This window comes from Pseudomonadota bacterium (assembly GCA_010028905.1).
Lineage (GTDB): Bacteria > Vulcanimicrobiota > Xenobia > RGZZ01 > RGZZ01 > RGZZ01.
In genome coordinates this window covers 17025-35520 of the sequence record RGZZ01000008.1, presented here as the reverse complement: position 1 = coordinate 35520, position 18496 = coordinate 17025, and the positions used below count along the sequence as shown (strand labels likewise).

Here is an 18496-nt window from a genome sequence, read left to right as displayed (position 1 = left end):
TCTCCTGCCAACTCTTCCGGAACGGTTGCCGGAACGTTTCACCGGCATCATAGGCCACGCGGCTGCCTCCGAGGTTGACGACTCTTTAACTTCTGGATGCGTTACCGCCCTCCGTCAGCGTGCTTCGCACGAAGCGGAGGGGATGCTGCGTGCCGCGTTCGAATGGTCAGGTATGACCGTCAGCGCGGCATCTCCCGAGGTCGCCATCGTAGGGTCGGGTCCCGCCGGACTCATGGCGGCGCACGTCGTGGCCGAGGCCGGCCTGCGCGCGCGCGTGTTTGAGAAACGTTCGTCTCCGGGGCGCAAGCTTCTCATCGCCGGGAGCTCTGGGCTCAACGTCACGTTCGATGCACCCATCGAAGAGATTGTCGCCGCGTACGCGCCGGAGGACGGGCACATGCGCGCCATCCTCGAAGCGTATCCTCCAGCAGCGTGGCTGGGGTTCATCGAGCAGCTCGGGGTGCGCACATTCAAGGGCACCAGCCGTCGCTGGTTCGTCGAGGGGATGAAGGCCCCCCCGTTGTTGGGGGCCTGGGTCGAGGCGCTTCGCGAGCGGGCGGTCGCGTTCGCGTTCGATCACCTCTGCAGCGGCTTCGAGGCACGCGACGGTCAGGTCGCTCTCACGTTCGCCGACGGCTCCCGCTGGAACGGCGCCGCTGCCGTTCTCTGCCTGGGGGGCGGCAGCTGGGAGAAGCCACCGTTCACCGTGCAGCCTCTATTCGAGCGCCAACGTGTCGGGTTTTCGCCCTTTCGCGCTTCGAACGCGGGGTTTCGCGTGGCATGGCCGGCAGGTTTGCTGGCCGAGGCCGAGGGCAGGCCGATCAAGAACGTGGTGGTGCGGTCATCACGCGGAGCCCGGGCGGGCGATCTGGTCATCACGTCGTACGGTCTCGAGGGAACTCCGATCTACGCGGTGGGTGAGGTGGAGACGGTTCACATCGATCTGAAGCCCGACCTCTCGCTCGAAGAGGTGAGCCGCCGGCTTGCCTTGCCACGCGAGAACCTCTCGCCCATGCGCAGAGCCCGGCGCACCCTGAGACTGGGAGACGGAGCCCTCGCTCTGCTCTTTCACCTGGCGCCTGAGACGGCGCGCACCGATCAGGAGGCACTCGCATCGTGCGTAAAAGCCTTCCCCATCGCGCTGCTCGAGCGTCAGCCGCTCGAGGAGGCCATCTCTTCGTCTGGCGGGGTGTGCTGGCAAGAGATCGATGAGGGCTTGATGCTGCGTCGACAGCCGGGGGTGTTCGTGGCCGGCGAGATGATCGACTGGGACGCCCCCACGGGGGGCTTTCTCGTGCAGGGCTGCGTCTCGACCGGACGATGGGCAGGGCGGGCTGCTGCTGCGTGGGTGCGGGCACACACGACGCACGTGTGAGGCCTGAAAAGAAAGAGCGCGTGGGGGGCAGGCCCTGTGCCACGCGCTTGCTCTGTTGGGAGGGGGACTTCCAGGAACGACCTTGCCAGGGACAGCCCTCGAAACGAAGCACGGGTGCAATCCAGGTGCTGCGACCTCGGGCATCATCATCGACGTGGGGAGAGGGGAAATTGTTTCCGGTCCAAGAAGACTACGCCCCCACCGTCTACACCACCCGTACACGCGTCAGAGAGACCACCGTGCCGAAGAAGCCGTCGAAACAAGCGCCCCTCGCATTCCTACGACAGACGCCTCCCCCCCGCGCGGTCGCCGAGCTCGTGCAGGCCATCGGCGCCATCGACGTGGGCTCGAACGCCATGCGCCTCGTGGTGGCCACCGTGAGTCGATCCGGAGAGATGCGCGTCGTTGACCCCTGTCGCGAGGCGGTTCGCCTCGGCAAAGATGCCTTCACCACCGGGCTCTTGCGCGAAGAGACCATCGAACGAGCCCTGGCAGCGTTTGCTCGTTTCAAGGCGAAGCTCGACGAGCACGGGGTGCGGCAGGTGCGCGCTGTGGGAACCAGCGCCCTGCGTGAGGCGCACAACCGCGATGTCTTCGTTGATCGGGTGGCGCGTGAGACCGGCATCGAGCTCGAGGTCATCGGCGGTGAAGAAGAAGCGCGTCTTGTGGCGCTTGCTGTGAGCCGTGCGGTGAATCTGCGCGGCAAGCTTGCCCTGCTCATCGATATCGGGGGGGGCAGCGTCGAGGTAACGCTCGTCGATGATGGCAGCATTGCGGCCACTGAGAGCTTTCGCATGGGCACGGTGCGTCTCATCGAGCGCTTCAGTCGCGCTGTCGACGAGGCGACCTTTCAGCAGCAGGTCCGCGAATACATCGATCTGTCGAAGCAGTGGCTCAGGTCGCAGCTGGGTGAGCGCCGCATCGATCTGTGCCTCGCCACGGGGGGCAACTGCGAGGCCCTGGCTGATCTTGCCGTGGCCCTCGACGGCACGGGGGCAGCCAGCGCTGCGCCGCGAACGTCTCTCTCGCTCGAGCACCTCGACGCGCTGTGCGCCCATCTTCTGCCAGCCAGCTATGAAGAGCGCATGACCCGCTTCGGTCTGCGTCCTGATCGTGCCGACGTCATCGTGCCCGCCGCCCTGGTTCTGCAGAACCTGTTGCGACACGCGCAGGTCTCGGTGCTGCAGGTACCGCGGGTAGGCCTCAAGGACGGGCTGCTCGCCGATATGGCGTCTGAGGTCGTCGATCGCAAGCGCGGCATCCATCGCGATCAGGTCGTGGCATCGGCGATGCAGCTGGGTCGTCGCTATCGCTTCGACGAGCTACACGGCCGCACGGTAGCTCGCCTCGCCCTCTCCATCTTTGATCAGACCGAGCGCCATCATCACCTGGGTGAGGAAGAGCGCATGCTGCTCGAGGTGGCTGCGCTGCTGCACGACATGGGGCAGTTCGTGAACAACTCGGGCCATCACAAGCACACACAGTACCTCCTCACGTCGTCGCGCATGATTGGTCTCTCCGAGGTGCAGCGCGGCATCATCGGCAACGTGGCGCGCTACCATCGCAAGTCGCCCCCCACCTTGCGCCACGAGCCCTATCGCTTGCTGCAGCCCCGTGATCGGCTTGTCGTGCAGAAGCTTGTCGCCATATTGCGCCTGGCTGACGCGCTCGATGCCGAGCACGGCGGCAAGGTCTCCGAGGTGAGTGTCGATCTCAAGCGCCCGCGCATGCGCTTGCGCCTTCGCGGAGAAGGCGACCTGTTGCTCGAGAAGTGGGCGGTGGGACGAAAGGCGTCGCTGTTCGAGGAGATCTACGGCGTGGAGATCGTGGTCGATTGAACACGCTGCGACGGTCGGAGGGTGTTGCGCTGAGACGCGGGTCACGCGCAGGCTCACAGGCGCTCGCGGCGCATCGCCCGTGCACAGACCGATGCGTCCGCACAGGAGTATCGTCATGACGCGCCCTGCGACACCTTCGCTGGTGGCTGCCCCGGTTGAAGGCCTCGGCGAGGTCCTTGTTCGCACGCTCGAAGATCGCTGGGTCGTTCTGGGTCGCGCCTTCGCGGCGGCGCGCAAGAAGCCGGGGGGGCGCAGGGTTCACGATCTGCGCGTGGCGCTGCGCCGCCTCGACTCGGTGGTGTCACTGGTCGAGGTTCTGGTCGGTGGAAAGGCTGAGCGTACCTTGCGAAAGCACGTGAAGCGGCTGCTCAGACGTCTGGGCGATGTGCGCGACGCGTACGTGCAGCGCAAGGCGGTTGCGAGTCTCGCGCAGCGCCACCGCGATCTCGCGGGCTTGCGTGCGCGTCTCGTTGCGCGCGAGAAGAAGCTCGAGGCCAAGGTGGGCGGCTGGCTGAGCGGTATCGACATGGCCTCGCTTCAGAAGACGTTCGAGCTCGTCGCGGGCGAGGCGCTGCTTGCCTTGTCGAGCGCGCTGCTCGTCGCGCGGCATCGCGCCACGCTGCTCGAAGCGGTCGATCGTCGCTTCTCGCGTCTCATCGATCGTCGTCGTGCGCTCGATGTCTCAGATCTCGATACCGTTCATTCGCTGCGTGTCGCGTTCAAGCGCTTCCGCTACCTGGTCGAGGTGCTGCAGCCTGTGCTGGTGGGCGTGGGGAAGGCGCAGCTCGACTCGATGAAGGCTTTTCAGCTGATGATGGGAGAGGTGCACGACCTCGATCTGCTCAACCGACGCCTGACGAAGTGGCGTCGTCGCAAGGCGAGGCATAGCGCTGACCTCGTTTCAGCCCACGATGAGATCGGTCGGCGGCTGCTGCAGAAGACCGATGCGCTGATGGCGTCGGTCGATGATATCCACACCTTCTGGAATCCGTCCGTGCTGCCGTCGGAGAGCTGACAGCGTGCTGCTCTACCTTCTGCGCCACGCTCCGGCCGAATCTCGCGATGCGCGACGCTGGCCTGACGATGCGCTGCGTCCCCTCGCCGTCGACGGGATGGAGCGCATGCGCCTTGCGGCTCGGGGTATGGATGCGCTTGGGCTCAGCTTCGATCTCATCTTCACCAGTTCGTACATGCGCGCGAGACAGACAGCCGACATCGTCTCTCGTCGCTTCCCGGATGTGCCGCTTGTCGAGCACAGGGCGCTCATCCCGGAGATGGGCATCGATGCCATCAGGGCCATGCTGCGGGCAGCCCCAGGGCCACTGTCATCGGTTCTCCTCGTGGGTCACGAACCCGACCTGGGGGAGCTGGCCTGTGCGCTGCTCTCTGGTGAGACCGGCGCTTGGCTGCCGTTGAAAAAGGGCGGGCTGGTCTGTCTCGAGCTCGAGCGACTTGACATCGTGCCCTCGCCGACCCGACTCTGCTGGGCTGTTCCGCCCCGCGTGCTTCGCGCGCTCGGCCAGGGGGAGTCTGTCAAAGGGTAGAGGACAGGCTTGAATCGCGAAGAATTTCTTTCAATACGGCTCACTCGCGCCTGCTTGAAAGGAATGTTGTGAAACAGAGAATCGCTCTTCTTGTCACTGCGCTGATGCTCGCCGCCTTTCCTCGAGCTGCTGCTGCCTCTCCCCAATCGATGGATGAGGCTCCCGTCGCGCCTGCGCCCGCAACACAGACCTCGGCCAGCCCTGCGCCAGCTCCCCAGCAGCACGAGGGCAGCGAGGGCACAACCGAACACAGCACCGAAGACCTGGCCAAGGCCACCCAGAACCCGGTGGCCGCGCTCATCAGCGTGCCGTTCCAGAGCAACACCTACTTCGGTGTGGGAGAGCGCAAGGACACCGCCGAGCTGCTCAAGATCCAGCCCGTCATCCCCCAGAACATCGGCGACTGGAACCTCATCCACCGCACCGTCCTGCCGGTGGCCTACCTGCCCTTCTCTGCCATCACCCCGCTGAACCAGCCCGTGCCAGGCGGGGGCGACTTCGGTCTGGGCGATACCACATATACCTGTTTCGTCTCGCCCGCTCAACCGGGAAAGCTCATCTGGGGGGTCGGTCCGGCCATCACGCTCCCCACGGCGAGCCACAAGACGCTGGGCGCGGGCAAGTTCAGCGCCGGCCCCTCCGCGGTGTTCCTCACCAGCAACGGACCCATTGTGGCGGGGGTGCTCCTGCAGCAGCAGTGGTCGGTGGCGGGAGAGAAGGCCCGCCCCGATGTGAGCTCGGGTCTCGTTCAGCCCTTCTTCAACTACAACTTCCCCAAGGGCTGGTACTTCTCGAGCTCTCCCATCATCACGGTCAACTGGAACGGCGAGCGCGCCCAGAAGTGGACGGTTCCGGTCGGGGGTGGTTTCGGGCGCGTGTTCACCCTGGGCAAGCAGCCCGTGAACGTCTCCGGCCAGCTCTACTACAACGCCATCCGCCCCGTTGGCGCGTCCTCGTGGGATCTGCGCCTGTCGTTCTCCCTGCTCTTCCCCACCCATGGTGCAAAGAAGTAGGTGTGCAGCGGAGAGGCTTTCTTCGATCTGGGGAAGGAGGAAGGGGCGCGACGAGGCCACCTCGCCTCGGGGGCGCTCAGGATGGAAAAGGCAGCAGGAGCTGCTGGGGTGGTTCTTCGGCGGAGAGCCCGCTGACCCCCACCCCCACGAGGCGCACGGCGCGCGCGGGGAAATCGGTTCGCTCGAGCAGCGCCCGCGCGACGGGCGCGATGTGCTCGGCGGAGCGGATCCGCGTCGACGGGGAGAGGCTTCGGGTGATGGTGGTGAAGTCGGCGTAGCGCAGCTTCAGCACCACGGTGCGCGCGGTGCCGCCGTGTCGGGCGAGCCGCTCGCCCACCTCTTCTGCCTGGGCCGTCAGGCACGCGAGAATCTCGTCGAGATCCGTCACGTCGGTGGGGAAGGTGTTCTCTGACGAGATCGACTTCGGTTCGTGGCTGGGCGTCACCGGGCGATCGTCGTGCCCGAGGGCGAGGGCATGCAGCTCAGCGCCGAAGCGCCCGAGCCGCTCACAGAGCCACGATACCCCACGGTCGGCCACATCACCGATGGTGAGAAGGCCGAGGGCTCGCAGACGCTGCGCCGTGACGGGGCCCACGCCCCAGATGCGGTCCACATCGAGGGGGCGCAGAAAGGTCTCCACCTCGCCTGGCGAGATGACGAGGAGGCCGTCGGGCTTTCGCAGATCAGAGGCGATCTTGGCGATGAACTTGTTGGGCCCGCCCCCGGCGCTCGCCGTGAGCCCGGTGCGCGCCTTCACCGCGCGCTTCACCGCCTGGGCCAGCGAGACGAGCGGCACGCGATCGCGCAGGCAGCGCTCGGTGACGTCGAGGTAGCTCTCGTCGAGGGAGAGCGGCTCGACCTGAGGGGTGAACGATTCAAACACCGCGCCGATCTCCAGCGAGACCTCGTGATAGCGCTCATGGCGCGGCGGCACGCGCACAGCGTCGGGGCATAGCCGAAGGGCCCGCGACATGGGAATGGCGCTTCGCACTCCGTACCGCCGCGCTTCGTAGCTCGCCGCGCACACCACCCCTCTTGATTTCTCGCTGCCTCCCACCACCACGGGGCGTCCCCGCAGAGAGGGATTGTCGAGCTGCTCCACCGACGCGAAGAAGGCGTCCATGTCGACATGCAGGATGCGTCGCGCGGAGAGGAAGGGCAGGGTCACCGCGACTTCGTCGATGCGCCTAGACCGGCGCCTCGCGCCCCTGCTGGCGCTTCCACGCGCGAATGACGGCGTCGCGCTTGGGGGCCATCTTCAGGTCTCCGAACTGCATCTCGACGCCGGTGATGTCGCAGGCGTTGCAGGCCAGGCAGCCTTCGCGGCAGTCGCGCACCACCATCTCGTTGACGGCTTTCTTCCACTCTGATTTGAGGAAGCGGTCGGTGACCCCCGCGTCGATGTGCCACCACGGGAGGCGCGCGTCCATGTCGCGCTCGCCCAGGTAGCGCTCGATGGAGAAGCCGAGCGCTTCGGCGGCATCCTTCCAGAGGTCGATGCGCAGGTACTCGTTCCACGCGTCGAGACGCGCCCCGCGGGCGTAGGCCTCCATCATCAGGCGACCCGCCCGACGGTCACCGCGCGAGAGAATGCCCTCGACCGTGCGCTCCTCGCTCTCGGCCCAGTTCACCTTGATGCGCTTGTGCAGCCGATCACGCACGAGGCGGTAGCGGCGGGTGAGCTCGGGGCCCACCAGCTGGGCACACCACTGGAAGGGGGTATGTGGCTTGGGCACCAGCCCGCTCAGGCCGATGTGCATGCCGAAGCGCGGCCCCGCGATGCGCTGGCCCGCCTTCTCGCAGCGCTCGACCAGCCCGACGAGCTCGATGAGATCGTCATCGGTCTCGGTGGGCAGGCCCGTCATGAAGTAGAGCTTCACGTGCTTGTGACCGCCCTGTGCCGCAGACTGCACCGCGTTGACGATGTCGTCTTCGGTGAGGTACTTGTTGATGACGCGGCGCAGGCGGTCGCTCCCGGCCTCCGGCGCGAGTGTGATGCCGCCCTTGCGCTCGCCGCCCACCATGCTCGACAGCTCGACGTTGAAGGCGTCGGCGCGCGACGAGGGGAGGCTGATGTTGACGCGCATGGGCTTGCCCACCGTGTCGCGCACGCCGCGTGCCATGGGGATGGCCCCCTTGTGATCGGCGGTGGAGAGCGAGAGCAGCGAGATCTCGTCCATGCCGGTGTTCTTTGCGAGCTCCTTGGCAATGGCCACCACCTTCTCGGGGGAGCGCTCGCGAATGGGGCGCGTGATCATGCCCGCCTGGCAGAAGCGGCAGCCCTGGGTGCAGCCGCGCATCACCTCGATGGAGATGCGGTCGTGCACCGTCTCGGTCCACGGGATGAGCTGCATCGTCGGAAAGAACGTCTCGTCGAGGTTCTTCACGTTACGCTTCACCACGCGCGGGCCCTCGGGGATCTCCCAGCCGTCGGGATCGATGGTCACGGTGTACATGGCCGGGACGTACACGCCTTCGATCTTCGCCAGCCGTGAGAGTCGCTCGCGGCGGGGCAGGCCCTTCGACTGCATCCAGCAGTCACGGATGTCGACGATGACGTCTTCGCCATCACCGATGCCGAAGGCATCCACGATCTCGGCGAGGGGCTCCGGGTTGAAAGCGCCGTGGCCGCCCGCCACGATGAGGGGGGCGTCATCGCCGCGCTCGGCTGCACGCATGGGGATGCCGCCGAGGTCGAGCACCTGCAGGACATTGATGTACGTCAGCTCGCTCTGCAGCCCGAAGCCGATGAGGTCGAGGGCGTGCAGGGGCGTGCGTGACTCGTGGGTCATGAGCGGCAGCGCCTGCTCGCGCAGCACGGCCTCCATGTCGGGCGCCACGGCATAGGCGCGCTCGCACCAGGTGTCTTCCCGCGCGTTGAGCAGGTAGTACAGGATCTGCAACCCGTAGTTGCTCAGGCCGACCTCATACAGGTCGGGGAACACCAGGGCCATGCGGCAGGCAACGGTGGCGGGGTCTTTGACCACCTGTCCCACCTCGCCCCCCACGTAGCGGGCGGGGCGCTGCACCTTGGTGAGGACGCGTTCAAATCGGGTGGCGTGTTCAGTTGTCGTGCTCATGCCGGCCAGATTCTCAGCCGAGGGGCGCGATCTCCTCCTTCTGGCGGGCTCAGGTGCGGCGTAGAGGGAATGTGAAGGCGTGAGGTCAACCTACAGGCGTGAGCCCTCTGCCTTGCCCTGTCTGTGAAGAGACCGTCATGTGGCCGCAGGTCGATCCGGTGACCCAGCTCGAGATCGACGTCTGCCCGCAGTGCCACGGCGTCTGGCTCGATGCCGCAGAGCTTGCGGTCTTCCTGCGCAGCGCCTCGCTGAAGGAGCGGTTCATGTGGCATCCGGACACCGCCCAGACCCAGCAGCAGCGCGACGCCGTTCGGGCGGGTCGCCGTCGCTGCCCCCGCTGCCACTACTTCATGGAGGGCATCGGGTTCGCCGGCGTCACCCTCGACTGCTGCGTGCAGTGCGAGGGCCTGTGGTTCGACGACGGCGAGCTTCGCCTGGTGGTGGAGCGGTACAAGAGAGGCATGCGCGAGGGCCATGCCGGGCTGCTGGCTGAGCTCGAGGAGGGTCTGGCGAGCGAGGCGACCTCGGCCCCTGCACGGGGACTGCTCGAGCGCCTGAAAGGGCTGTTCGGCCGCTAGAGGCGCGGCTCAGCCCGCCTGACCCTCGCCCTCGCCGGGAAGGGCTTCCCACTTCACCAGCTTGAGGTCTTTCACGAAGATGGTGTAGATGACCGGCACCAGCAGCAGGGTGATGAACGTGGCCACGCCCCGAGGGGGAACAGGGCGGTGATGGTGGCGCCCACCGTGATCATGACCGGGCGCAGGCGCATGATGCCGGCGTCGAGGAGCGACTGCTCGAAGTCGTCGCCCTTTGCGTGGGCTTCCTCGATGAAGTCGAAGAGCACGATGATGTGGCTCACGATGACGCCCATGAGACTGATGATTCCGAGGAAGGCCATGAAACCGAAGGGGGTGCGCATGATGGCGAGACCGAAGACCGCGCCCACCATGCCGAACGGCACGGCGGCGGCGACGATGAACGGCTTGAAGGCGTTCTTGAACTGGGCCACCAGGGCCAGGTAGATCATCAAGATCGACACCATCATCACGCCCACCAGGTTCTTGAAGCCGTCGTCTTGATTGCGCTTCTCGCCATCGATGTAGACCCAGCAGCCGGTGGGCAGGGTGGCGATGAACTTGTCGAGCTCGGGCTTGATGGCCTTCATCACCTCAGACGACAGATGTCCGGGGACGGGGAAGGCGCCCACGGTCACGCAGCGCTGCTGCCACCGCCGCTGGATGCGACTGGTCTGCATCTTGTAGCCCACCTGAGAGAGCTGCGCCACCGGCACCTTCTGGGTGCCTTCGTGGGCGCTGATGTAGAGCCGATCGATGTCGGAGAGCTGTGAGCGCTCGTCGAGCACGAGACGCGTGTTGATGGGAATGACGTTGCGGTCGACGCGCATGGCGCCCACGCTCGATCCGGTGAGGCCGGCGTACGACGAGGTGGCCACGTCGTAGTTCGTGAAGCCCGACATGTTGGCGCGAGTGGCATCGGTGTCGAGGGTGACGCTGAAGCTGTCGACCCCCCAGTCGTCACGGATGCGCGTGGCGAGGGGCTGCGCACGCAGCATGGCCTTGCACTGCGCGGTGAGCTTGCGCAGCGTTTCGATGTCTTCGCCCAGGATGCGGATCTGGATCGGCATGTCGACGGGCTTGCCCACCTGCAGCTGGCGCACGTCATAGGTCACGCCGGGATCGATGTGCGCCATCTTCTGCTGCAGCGTGTTCACGAAGCGCGTGGTGAGCTCTTGATCGGTGAGCTGCACCGTCACCTGGGCGTAGTTGAGCTGTGCCTGCTGCGGAGACAGCGACGACCAGAACCGAGGGCTGCCGCCCCCCACATAGGTGGCCACCGAGTGCAACAGGTCTTCCTTCAGCTTGTGCTCCTTGGTGAACTCGGCGGCGGTCTCCATGACCATCTTCTCAGCTCGCCTGGCGGCGGTGTTGGTCACGGCCAGCGACGCGTTCTCGGGTGTCCAGACGTCGATGTAGAAGAGCGGGTTGAGATCGTACGGGAAGAACTGCGTGGGCAGCTTGCTCAGCACGAAGATCCCGGAGACCAGGAAGACCAGGCCCCCGATGGTCATCTTCACCCGATGGTGGATGGCCCAGGTCACCACCTTGATGTAGGCGGCGTAGAAAGGCTGCTTGCGCATCTCCTCGACCGGGGGCTCTGGCACGGGGCGCAGCATGATGTAGCCGAGGAAGGGCACGAAGGTCATCGAGGCCACGCGAGACGCCACCAGCGAGCATGTCATGACCACGGGAAGGCTGTAGAGGTAGACCCCCGTGTCACCGGTGATGCCGAGGAACGGCAGGTAGGCCACGATGTTGGTGATGGTGGCAAAGGTTGTGGCGGTGGCCAGCTTCGTTGGCCCGAGCCACGCGGCGACCTTCTTGTCGAGCCCCATGCCCATGTGGGCCTTGATGGCGTCACCGGCTACCACCGGATCGTCGACGAGCAGCCCCAGGGCAATGATGAGGGTGGCGATGGAGACCTGCTGCAGATCGATGCCGAGGAAGTACATCATGCCGAACGTCATCGACAGGGTGATGGGTACCGAGAGGGCCATCAGCAGCGCCGAGCGCAGGTCCCAGAACCCGATGGCCGAGACGATGACCACCAGGATCACGGCCTTCACGAGGCTCACCATGAGCAGGTCGACCTTCTGCTCGACCTGCTGGGGCTGGTTCGAGGTCTTGTCGACGATGAGGTCGGAGGGCAGGGTCTTGAGCGCCTTGGCCATGATCCTGTCGATGATGGGGCCGAAGTCGTTGATCTTGCGTCCTGACTTCATCTGCACGGCCAGGGTGATGGCGCGCAGACGCTGCCAGTCGCCCTTGTCGTTCTTGCGTGTCAGGTAGGTGACGAACTGGGGGGGGTCGAGGTAGGCGGGCACCACGGTGGCCACGTCGTGCAGGTAGACGGGCACGCCCCCGTTGGTGAGACCGACAACGAGGTTGGCGATGTCGTCCGGGGTCTTGAACTGGCCCGAGGGATACACGGTGACCTGTGCATTGTCGACCTGCATCTGCCCGCCAGACATGGTGATGTTGGCCGCGCCCATCACGTCCTGCAGGTTGGAGGGCTTGAGACCGTAGGCGGCGAGACGGTCTTGTGAGTAGTCGAGGTACACCGTCTGCTGCTGCACACCGCTTCGCTGGACCTTCGAGACGATCTCCGGGGTGCGCAGCGCGCGCTGCATCACGTCGGTGAAGTCATCGAGCTCCTTGTAGGTGTACTTGGGGCCGGCCACCGCAGCCATCTCCCTGGCAGTGGTGGAGGGGTCGCGGATCACGCAGGGCTCCCAGGCGTCCGGATGGATCTGCAGCGCCTGCATGCGGTTGCGAATGAAGCTGCGCAACGCGTCGATGAGGTCCTTGTCGGAGAGCTTCGTGACCCCGTCGAACGCGACGTAGCCGAGCCCGTGGAGGATCTCGACGTGGGTGGCCACGTTCTCGGTGAGCAGGTAGCTGGCGAACATGTTGGCCGGTCCCTGCACCACCTTGGTGGCGGTGGTGGTGGGGAAGTTCACCACGACGGTGAACGGCTGCTCGTCCGGCCCACCCTTCCGGTTTCTTGCCCGTGCCGCGCGAATGGCCTTCTCGAGGGCGAACGTGCGGGGGCCGAGATCCTTGTCGGTCATCACCGGGCTGGCCACGGTCAGCATGAGGGCGGCGGTGTCGCCGAAGTCGCCGTTGAACTGGATGGGCCCCGCGCCTTGTGGCAGGCCGCTCACGTTCTGCAGCTTCAGGTTGATGTCGCTGAACTGCTCCCGGGTGTCACGGGTCTTGTCCTCGAGCTCGACGTGCACGCACGTGCTGCCGGTCACCGAGGTCGAGAACGTGTCCTTGACGTAGGCGTTCTGGTTGATGGCCTGCTCGATCTTGTAGGTGATCTGCTGCTCGACCTGCTCGGCGGTGGCGCCGGGCCAGCTGCAGTTGGCCACGGCGACGCGCACGGGCACATCGGGGTCCTTGCGCTGGGGCATGCTCGTGTAGCCCACGTAGCCCCACGCAAAGCAGAGGATGAGCAGCACCCACGTGACCTGCACGTAGTCGACGCAGAACTTGGGGATGTTGTTGTGGCTGTGCGCCACGATCTCCGCATCGGACAGGTGGGCGTGCGACACCGGCGTCTCCTACTGCACAGTGACGGCGGCGCCGTCCGGAACGAGGTTGCTGCCGCCCACCACGATGCGGTCCTTGATGTCGAGCCCCTGGGTGACCTCGACCAGGTTGCCGGTGGTGCGACCGAGCTTCACGTCGCGGATGTGCGCAACGGTCTTGCCGTTCTCGTCGGCCACCACCATCACCGCGTAGGCGTCCATGTTCGTGGGGGAGCGCATCAGGGCGGTGAGCGGGACCACGATGGCGTCACGCTTCGGGCCGGCGCTCTCGAGCTCGATCTTGGCGATCATGCCGTTCTTCAGCCTGCGCTCCGGGTTGTCGATCATCACGGCCACGTCGAACACGCGGCCCTTCGAGTCGGCCGACGGCGAGATGCTCGAGACCCGGCCCTTGAAGAGCGTCCCGGGGAAGGCATCCATCACCATCTTCACGTCGGTGCCCACCTTCAGGTGGTCGACCTCGGTGTCGGGCACCCCGAACACCGCCTTCATGCGGCTCAGGTCAGCCACCACGAACGCCGTCGAACCGGGTCCCACAAGCGATCCCGGCGCCACGTTGCGCTGCACCAGCACTCCGTCGGTGGGCATGCGCAGGGTGCAGTGGCCGAGGGCGATGTCGGCGCGCGCCTGGTTGGCCTTCGCTCCCTCGAGCTGTGCCTGTGCGGCATCGACGCCTTGCTGCGCTGCCGACACCTGCGCTTCGGCGCTGGTGATCTGGGCCTTCGCGGTGCGTGCCTGGGCGTCAGCGGCGGCGATCTCCTCGGTGGTCTGGGCGATCTGTGCCCGCGCGCCGGCCACGTCGGCCAGGGCCTTCTCGTAGTTGGCGAGGTCGCGATCGTATTCGGGCTTGGTCTGCGCCTCCTCGTGGTAGAGAACGGTGGCGCGCTCGAACGCTTTGCGCGTCTCCTCGCGCTGCGCCGTGGCCTTGGCCAGACCTGCCACGGCCTGACGGCGTGCTGCGCGCGCCTGCATGGCCTTGTCGATGGCCGCGCTGTAGTTCTCCTGGGCCTGGGTGAGGGAGGCCATGGCCTGCTGCAGCTTCGACTGCGACTCGGCGACGCCGGCCTGGGCCTGCTTGACGCTGGCCTTGGCCTGGGCCGCCTTGGCCTCGAACTCGCTGGCGTCCTGGCGTGCCAGCACCTCGCCTTCGCGCAGGGTGTCACCCGCGTCGACGAGTACCGTGCTGCCGTTGCGCGGCACCATCATGATGCGCTCGACGTAGGCGCTGTTCTCAAAGTTGAGGTTGGTCTGTGTATAGGGGGCGAGGGTGGCGGCGTAGCGCTGCCGAGCGGCCGAGAGGGCCACCTGGGCCACCGGCTGCGTGCTCACGACGGGGAGCGATGTCTCAGGCTTGGGCTTCTCCTTGCAGCCGCTGGCAAGCAGCGCGCCGGAGAGCAGCAGGGTCTGCATCACGCGGGATGTTCTCATTCGTCTTCCCCAATCGCCTGTTCGAGCTCGGCCTGCGCGATGTCGAGGGCGAGCACCGCGTCGAGATAGCCACGGGTGGCACTGGCCACGCGGGTCACGGCATCATAGACATCTTGCAGCAGAACGGCCTTCTGGCCGTAGCGCACCCGAGCCACGCGCAATGCCTCGCGGGCGGCTTCGAGGCTCATCTTCGCGGCGCGCACCCGCTCGAGGTCGGTGTGCACCGTGCGGTACAGGCTCCCCACCTCGACCAGCACCTGGTCGCTCAGCTGCTTCTCATTGTTCCGGGCCTGCAGCACGGCTTGCGTCTTGGCCTGGATCTCGTTGTCGACCTTGCCCCAGGTGATGGGGATCCACTTCATCTCGGCGCCCACGGTGATGTACGACCCGGGCGCGAGGGCCATGTTCGCGGGCTGCAGGTAGGTGACGGCGAGGTCGAGGTCTGGGGCGTACTGGGCCGCTGTGATGCGGCGATCGAGCTCGGCCTGGCGCACCTTCAGCGCGGCCTGGTGGAGCTGCGGGCGCTGCGCCAGGGCCAGCTTCTCGAGCTCGGGCAGCGTGCGCTGCGTGATGGGGCTCTCGCCGACCTGCTGCACCTCGAAGGGCGTGTGGATGTCGCGCGCGAGCAGCAGGTTGAGCTGCGACTTGTTGGTGGCGAGGGCGTCGCGCTGCTGCTGCACATCGAACTCGGCGTCGGCCAGGCGGCGCTGGGCCTCGAGCAGATCGGTGCGCAGCACGGTCTTCTGCTGGTACTTGTCGGCGATGGTGCGGTTGAGCTCCTGCTGGAAGCGCAGGTTGTCGAGGGCCGCCTCGAGCGACGCCTCGGTCTGCAAGATGGCGTAGTAGGCGCGCTTCACGTCGGTCCGGAGGCTGTCGCGCTGGGCGCGCACCTCTTCGGCGGCCAGCGCCACGTTGATCTCCTTCACCCGCGCGGCAAGGCCGATGCGCGGCAGCTGAGCCACGGGCTGTCGCAGGGCCACCACGAAGTAGGTGGTGAGCTTCGGGGTTGTGGTGATCTGCACGTTGTTGGCGGGGATGGGGCCGATCCCGGGATAGATGCCGAACGCCCCCTGATTGAAGTTCACGCCGACCGGGGTGAGCAGCTCGCTCGCCTTGGCCTCGAGCTGCACCACGGGGAGCTGGTTGGCGCGGAACGCCTTTGCGTTCTTGGTCTCCTTGACCACCTCGAGGCGGCTGTTCTCGAGGCTTCGATTGCCCTTCACGGCGATCTGGAGGGCGCTGTCGAGGGGGAGCACGGCCTCGGCGGGCACCGGCGTCGATGCTGCGGAGGAAGACGACGGCTGCGCGGGAGAGGGGCTCGCCGGTCTTCGGCCCCGCCGTGGCCGGCGTCGTCGCCAGACACGCCAGGACGAGCGCAACCCAGGAGCACGCGCGTGCGGCGCGGTCACAGCGGTCCTGTCGATGAAGGTCTGGGTTCAAGCCTGTGCTCCTGAGGAAGGTGGCATGGTGAGAGAAGGCGCGACAGCGCGGGAAGGGGGCGGTCATTCTCTTTGCCTGGGGGCTTTCCTGCCTGGAGCGCGCTCCGCGGAACCGGCGCTCAGATGAGCTTCGACAGCGCGTCGGCCAGCTGGTCGAAGAACGGGTCCATGTTGCGGGCGTGCATGATGAATCCGCGCTCGACCACGTCGAAGGCGGTGCGCAGGTCGTTCATGTCAGGCGCCAGTCGCCCGGCGTGGTAGGCCGAGAGGTCTCGGTACCAGCCCAGCAGGGGCCACGCGAGATGGAATGCGGCGGCGTTGCTCGCGAGGGGGCGCTTCAGCGCAAGGAACTTGCGAAAGACCAGCTGGTTGAGGTAGCGCCTGATCTCGGCGTGCGACCACGACGCGTCGAAACGGGTGCGGAAGTCATCGAGGTGTGCAAGATCGATCTCGCCCCCCAGCGTCGCGCTGGTGAGGCGGCCACGTCGGAAGATGGCTTCGGTGTTGGCCTTGCAGGCCTCGGGCGAGTCGGATTCGAGCACCCCCACCACCCCTTCGACGAACATGCGCTCGACGTGCAGCAGCACATCGTCTTTTGGCACGGGCGCGTGCTGGTCGAGCAGCGCCTGCCAGTGCGCGTCGTCCACCACGAAGGGCGAGGCTTCTCCGCCCGCAGGCGACGTCTGCGCCGCGGGGAGGGCCCGACGCGCGCGCGCCACCACGCAGGCCACGTCCCACGCGGCGTCGCCCACCGACCCCTCGAGGCGCGCCGTTGCGAACGCTTCGAGGGCCTTGTAGGCGTTCCACGAGATGTGGCGATCGCGGTCGAGGGCGATGGGGTCGAAGCCCACCCGCTCGTAGCGGTACTCGTTCAGCATGCCCTCGATCTCGGCGGCGTGCGCTTCCACCGGTCGCCCGTGGTTGGCCTGGACCGCGCTGCAGTAGAACGAGAGGCCCACGTAGACGCCGTCCGGCGTGGGCACCGGCAGGAACGGGAACTCACGGCATCCGAGTGGCTTGGCGCCCACGCCGATCTCGCGATGCACGTTGCACAGCCGATCCGGGCCGAGGAAGATGCAGCCGCCCTTGTTCACCAGGGCCAGGGCGCTCTTCTCTCCGCTCACCTCGTCCATGTAGACGGGGTCGCGCCCGTGCTCGGCTTTCATGCGCTCGAACAGGGGGGTTCCCACGATCTGATCGTAGGCCTTCGGCGACACGTGCACGTTCCACACAGTGCGGCAGCACTTGGTGCACGAGCCGCAGTCATAGCGGTGGCTCTCGGGGAAGATGAGGGTCATGGCGGTCCTCCAGCGGTGAGCTCGGGCATCGCGTCGAGCATGCGGCGGTATCCCGACGCAAGCTCCTCGAAGAGCGGATCGAGCAGGTTGACGTGCAGGGTGAAGCTTCGCTCGACGATCTCGAAGCCGCGCCGCAGGTCGGTGATGTCTGGCTGCAGGCGTCCGGCCGAGAAGGCCGAGAGATCACGGTAGAGGCTCAGCAGCGGCACGGTGAGGTACCAGGCGGCGGCGTTGGCCGCGAGGTTGCGCTTGTAAGGCAGAAACTTGCGGAAGAGCAGGTGCTCGACGAAGCGTCGCATCTCGGCTTCCGACCACGCGGGGTCGAAGCGGCCGCGGAAGTCGTCGAAGTGGGTGAGGTCGATGGCTCCGAACGACTCGGTGACCACATGTCCGCGGCGGACGAAGGCCTCGCAGTTGGCGCGGCACTCGGCGGGGTCGCGCGACTCGATGGCCCCCACGATGCCGACGAGGAAGATGTCTTCGAGCGATGCGAAGATCTCGTCGTAGGGAATGTTCACCCCGCGCACCTGCTGCCAGCGCTCGCCTGCCTCTCCCCCCTGCCGCCCGAGCAGGCTCGAGAGCAGCACGATGCGCAGGGCGGCCAGCCAGAGGCCTTCGCGCAGCCCAGGGGTGCCCGCCAGCGTGCTTTCGGCGCTGGCCTCGAGGTCGCGATACACCTCCCACGCGATGTCGCGCTGCGGGTCGAGTGCGACGCGGCTGCCGATGCGAGGGAAGTGGTGGCTTGCGACGGCCCGCTCGAGATCGCCCACGTGCTCGCTCAAGGGACGGCCGTGGTTGGCCTGCACCGCGCTGCAGTAGAACGAGACCCCGACGTAGACGCCGTCCGGCGTGGGGCGCACGAGGAAGGGGAACTGGCTGCACCCGAAGGGCTTGGCGGAGGCGCCGAGCTCCTTGTGGACGAGGCACTTGCCGTCTGGGGCCAGGAAGGCGCAGTCGGCCCTCTTGAGCCGGGTTCGCGCGCTGCACTCTCCCGCTTCCGGATCTTCGAGGTAGGCGGGGGCGGCGCCGTCTTCCTCGGTGAGCCGCGCGAAGAGATCGGAGGTGCTGATGCGGCGCCAGGCCTGCGGGTCGAGAGGAACGCTCCACGTGCCGCGGCAGCAGCGGGTGCACGATCCGCAGTCGAAGCGCAGACCGTCCGGAAAGACCAGGGTCATGGGTGCGCGGTCGCCGATGCGGTGTTCACGTCGGCCCTCTTCTCCGCGAGGTGTCGGAAGCCTGTCAGCCGATCTGGGCAGGAATCGTGGCGACGTGCTCCGAACGGGCCGACGCCCCCAGACCGCGTTGACGCTGTCGTGCACGAGGGGCATCTCCGAGCGCCCTTCGCGCAG

At 66.6% G+C, this 18496-nt stretch carries 13 protein-coding genes; 6 read left to right on the top strand and 7 right to left on the bottom strand.

The window, feature by feature from the left end:
- Positions 1 to 142: 142 nt before the first annotated feature.
- The 5 genes from EB084_01415 to EB084_01395 all read left to right on the top strand — a co-directional run bounded on the left by EB084_01415 (position 143) and on the right by EB084_01395 (position 5770).
- Positions 143 to 1375, top strand: a complete 1233-nt coding sequence (locus EB084_01415; protein ID NDD26914.1) for a TIGR03862 family flavoprotein — start codon at positions 143 to 145, stop codon at positions 1373 to 1375.
- A complete protein-coding gene (locus EB084_01410; GenBank protein NDD26913.1) occupies positions 1321 to 3213 on the top strand; it encodes a Ppx/GppA family phosphatase in 1893 nt (630 codons plus the stop codon). Before EB084_01415 ends, EB084_01410 begins: the two co-directional genes overlap by 55 nt.
- A 91-nt stretch (positions 3214 to 3304) precedes the next feature.
- On the top strand, positions 3305 to 4228 hold the full coding sequence (locus EB084_01405; GenBank protein NDD26912.1) for a CHAD domain-containing protein: 924 nt from the start codon (positions 3305 to 3307) through the stop codon (positions 4226 to 4228).
- Positions 4179 to 4757, top strand: a complete 579-nt coding sequence (gene sixA / locus EB084_01400) for a phosphohistidine phosphatase SixA (GenBank protein ID NDD26911.1) — start codon at positions 4179 to 4181, stop codon at positions 4755 to 4757. The genes EB084_01405 and sixA overlap by 50 nt, the downstream gene beginning before the upstream one ends.
- A 263-nt stretch (positions 4758 to 5020) precedes the next feature.
- Positions 5021 to 5770, top strand: a complete 750-nt coding sequence (locus EB084_01395) for a neuromedin U (GenBank protein ID NDD26910.1) — start codon at positions 5021 to 5023, stop codon at positions 5768 to 5770.
- 76 nt (positions 5771 to 5846) lie between these two features.
- On the opposite strand, the gene EB084_01390 is transcribed toward EB084_01395, so the two are convergent.
- Positions 5847 to 6893, bottom strand: a complete 1047-nt coding sequence (locus EB084_01390; GenBank protein NDD26909.1) for a DNA polymerase IV — start codon at positions 6891 to 6893, stop codon at positions 5847 to 5849.
- A 64-nt stretch (positions 6894 to 6957) separates the two neighbouring features.
- Positions 6958 to 8850 (bottom strand): TIGR03960 family B12-binding radical SAM protein, encoded by a 1893-nt coding sequence (locus EB084_01385; GenBank protein ID NDD26908.1) that lies wholly within the window; start codon positions 8848 to 8850, stop codon positions 6958 to 6960.
- A gap of 137 nt (positions 8851 to 8987) precedes the next feature.
- On the opposite strand from EB084_01385, the gene EB084_01380 reads away from it, so the two are divergent.
- A complete protein-coding gene (locus EB084_01380; GenBank protein ID NDD26907.1) occupies positions 8988 to 9428 on the top strand; it encodes a hypothetical protein in 441 nt (146 codons plus the stop codon).
- A 71-nt stretch (positions 9429 to 9499) separates the two neighbouring features.
- Here EB084_01380 and EB084_01375 read toward each other — a convergent pair whose 3' ends face one another.
- From EB084_01375 to EB084_01355, 5 genes are all read right to left on the bottom strand, one after another.
- A complete protein-coding gene (locus tag EB084_01375) occupies positions 9500 to 12985 on the bottom strand; it encodes an efflux RND transporter permease subunit (GenBank protein ID NDD26906.1) in 3486 nt (1161 codons plus the stop codon).
- Positions 12986 to 12994: 9 nt separating this feature from the next.
- Entirely contained in the window at positions 12995 to 14392 is a 1398-nt protein-coding gene (locus tag EB084_01370; GenBank protein ID NDD26905.1) for an efflux RND transporter periplasmic adaptor subunit, read from the bottom strand.
- A gap of 14 nt (positions 14393 to 14406) precedes the next feature.
- Entirely contained in the window at positions 14407 to 15819 is a 1413-nt protein-coding gene (locus tag EB084_01365; protein NDD26904.1) for a TolC family protein, read from the bottom strand.
- 149 nt (positions 15820 to 15968) lie between these two features.
- Positions 15969 to 17147 carry a YkgJ family cysteine cluster protein gene (locus EB084_01360; protein ID NDD26903.1) on the bottom strand — a complete coding sequence of 393 codons (1179 nt, stop codon included), beginning with the start codon at positions 17145 to 17147 and terminating at the stop codon, positions 15969 to 15971.
- The gene (locus EB084_01355) at positions 17144 to 18475 is read right to left on the bottom strand and encodes a hypothetical protein (GenBank protein ID NDD26902.1); all 1332 of its coding nucleotides are present in this window, start codon (positions 18473 to 18475) and stop codon (positions 17144 to 17146) included. The genes EB084_01360 and EB084_01355 overlap by 4 nt, the downstream gene beginning before the upstream one ends.
- Positions 18476 to 18496: the final 21 nt, after the last annotated feature.

Excerpts from the sequence above, each read along its gene's own strand:
- EB084_01415 (NDD26914.1), top strand. The coding sequence starts at position 143 with ATGCTGCGTGCCGCGTTCGAATGGTCAGGTATGACCGTCAGCGCGGCA.
- EB084_01410 (NDD26913.1), top strand. The coding sequence starts at position 1,321 with ATGGGCAGGGCGGGCTGCTGCTGCGTGGGTGCGGGCACACACGACGCA.
- EB084_01405 (NDD26912.1), top strand. The coding sequence starts at position 3,305 with ATGCGTCCGCACAGGAGTATCGTCATGACGCGCCCTGCGACACCTTCG.
- sixA (NDD26911.1), top strand. The coding sequence starts at position 4,179 with ATGATATCCACACCTTCTGGAATCCGTCCGTGCTGCCGTCGGAGAGCT.
- EB084_01390 (NDD26909.1), bottom strand. The coding sequence starts at position 6,893 with ATGGACGCCTTCTTCGCGTCGGTGGAGCAGCTCGACAATCCCTCTCTG.
- EB084_01385 (NDD26908.1), bottom strand. The coding sequence starts at position 8,850 with ATGAGCACGACAACTGAACACGCCACCCGATTTGAACGCGTCCTCACC.
- EB084_01380 (NDD26907.1), top strand. The coding sequence starts at position 8,988 with ATGTGGCCGCAGGTCGATCCGGTGACCCAGCTCGAGATCGACGTCTGC.
- EB084_01370 (NDD26905.1), bottom strand. The coding sequence starts at position 14,392 with ATGCAGACCCTGCTGCTCTCCGGCGCGCTGCTTGCCAGCGGCTGCAAG.
- EB084_01360 (NDD26903.1), bottom strand. The coding sequence starts at position 17,147 with ATGACCCTCATCTTCCCCGAGAGCCACCGCTATGACTGCGGCTCGTGC.
- EB084_01355 (NDD26902.1), bottom strand. The coding sequence starts at position 18,475 with ATGCCCCTCGTGCACGACAGCGTCAACGCGGTCTGGGGGCGTCGGCCC.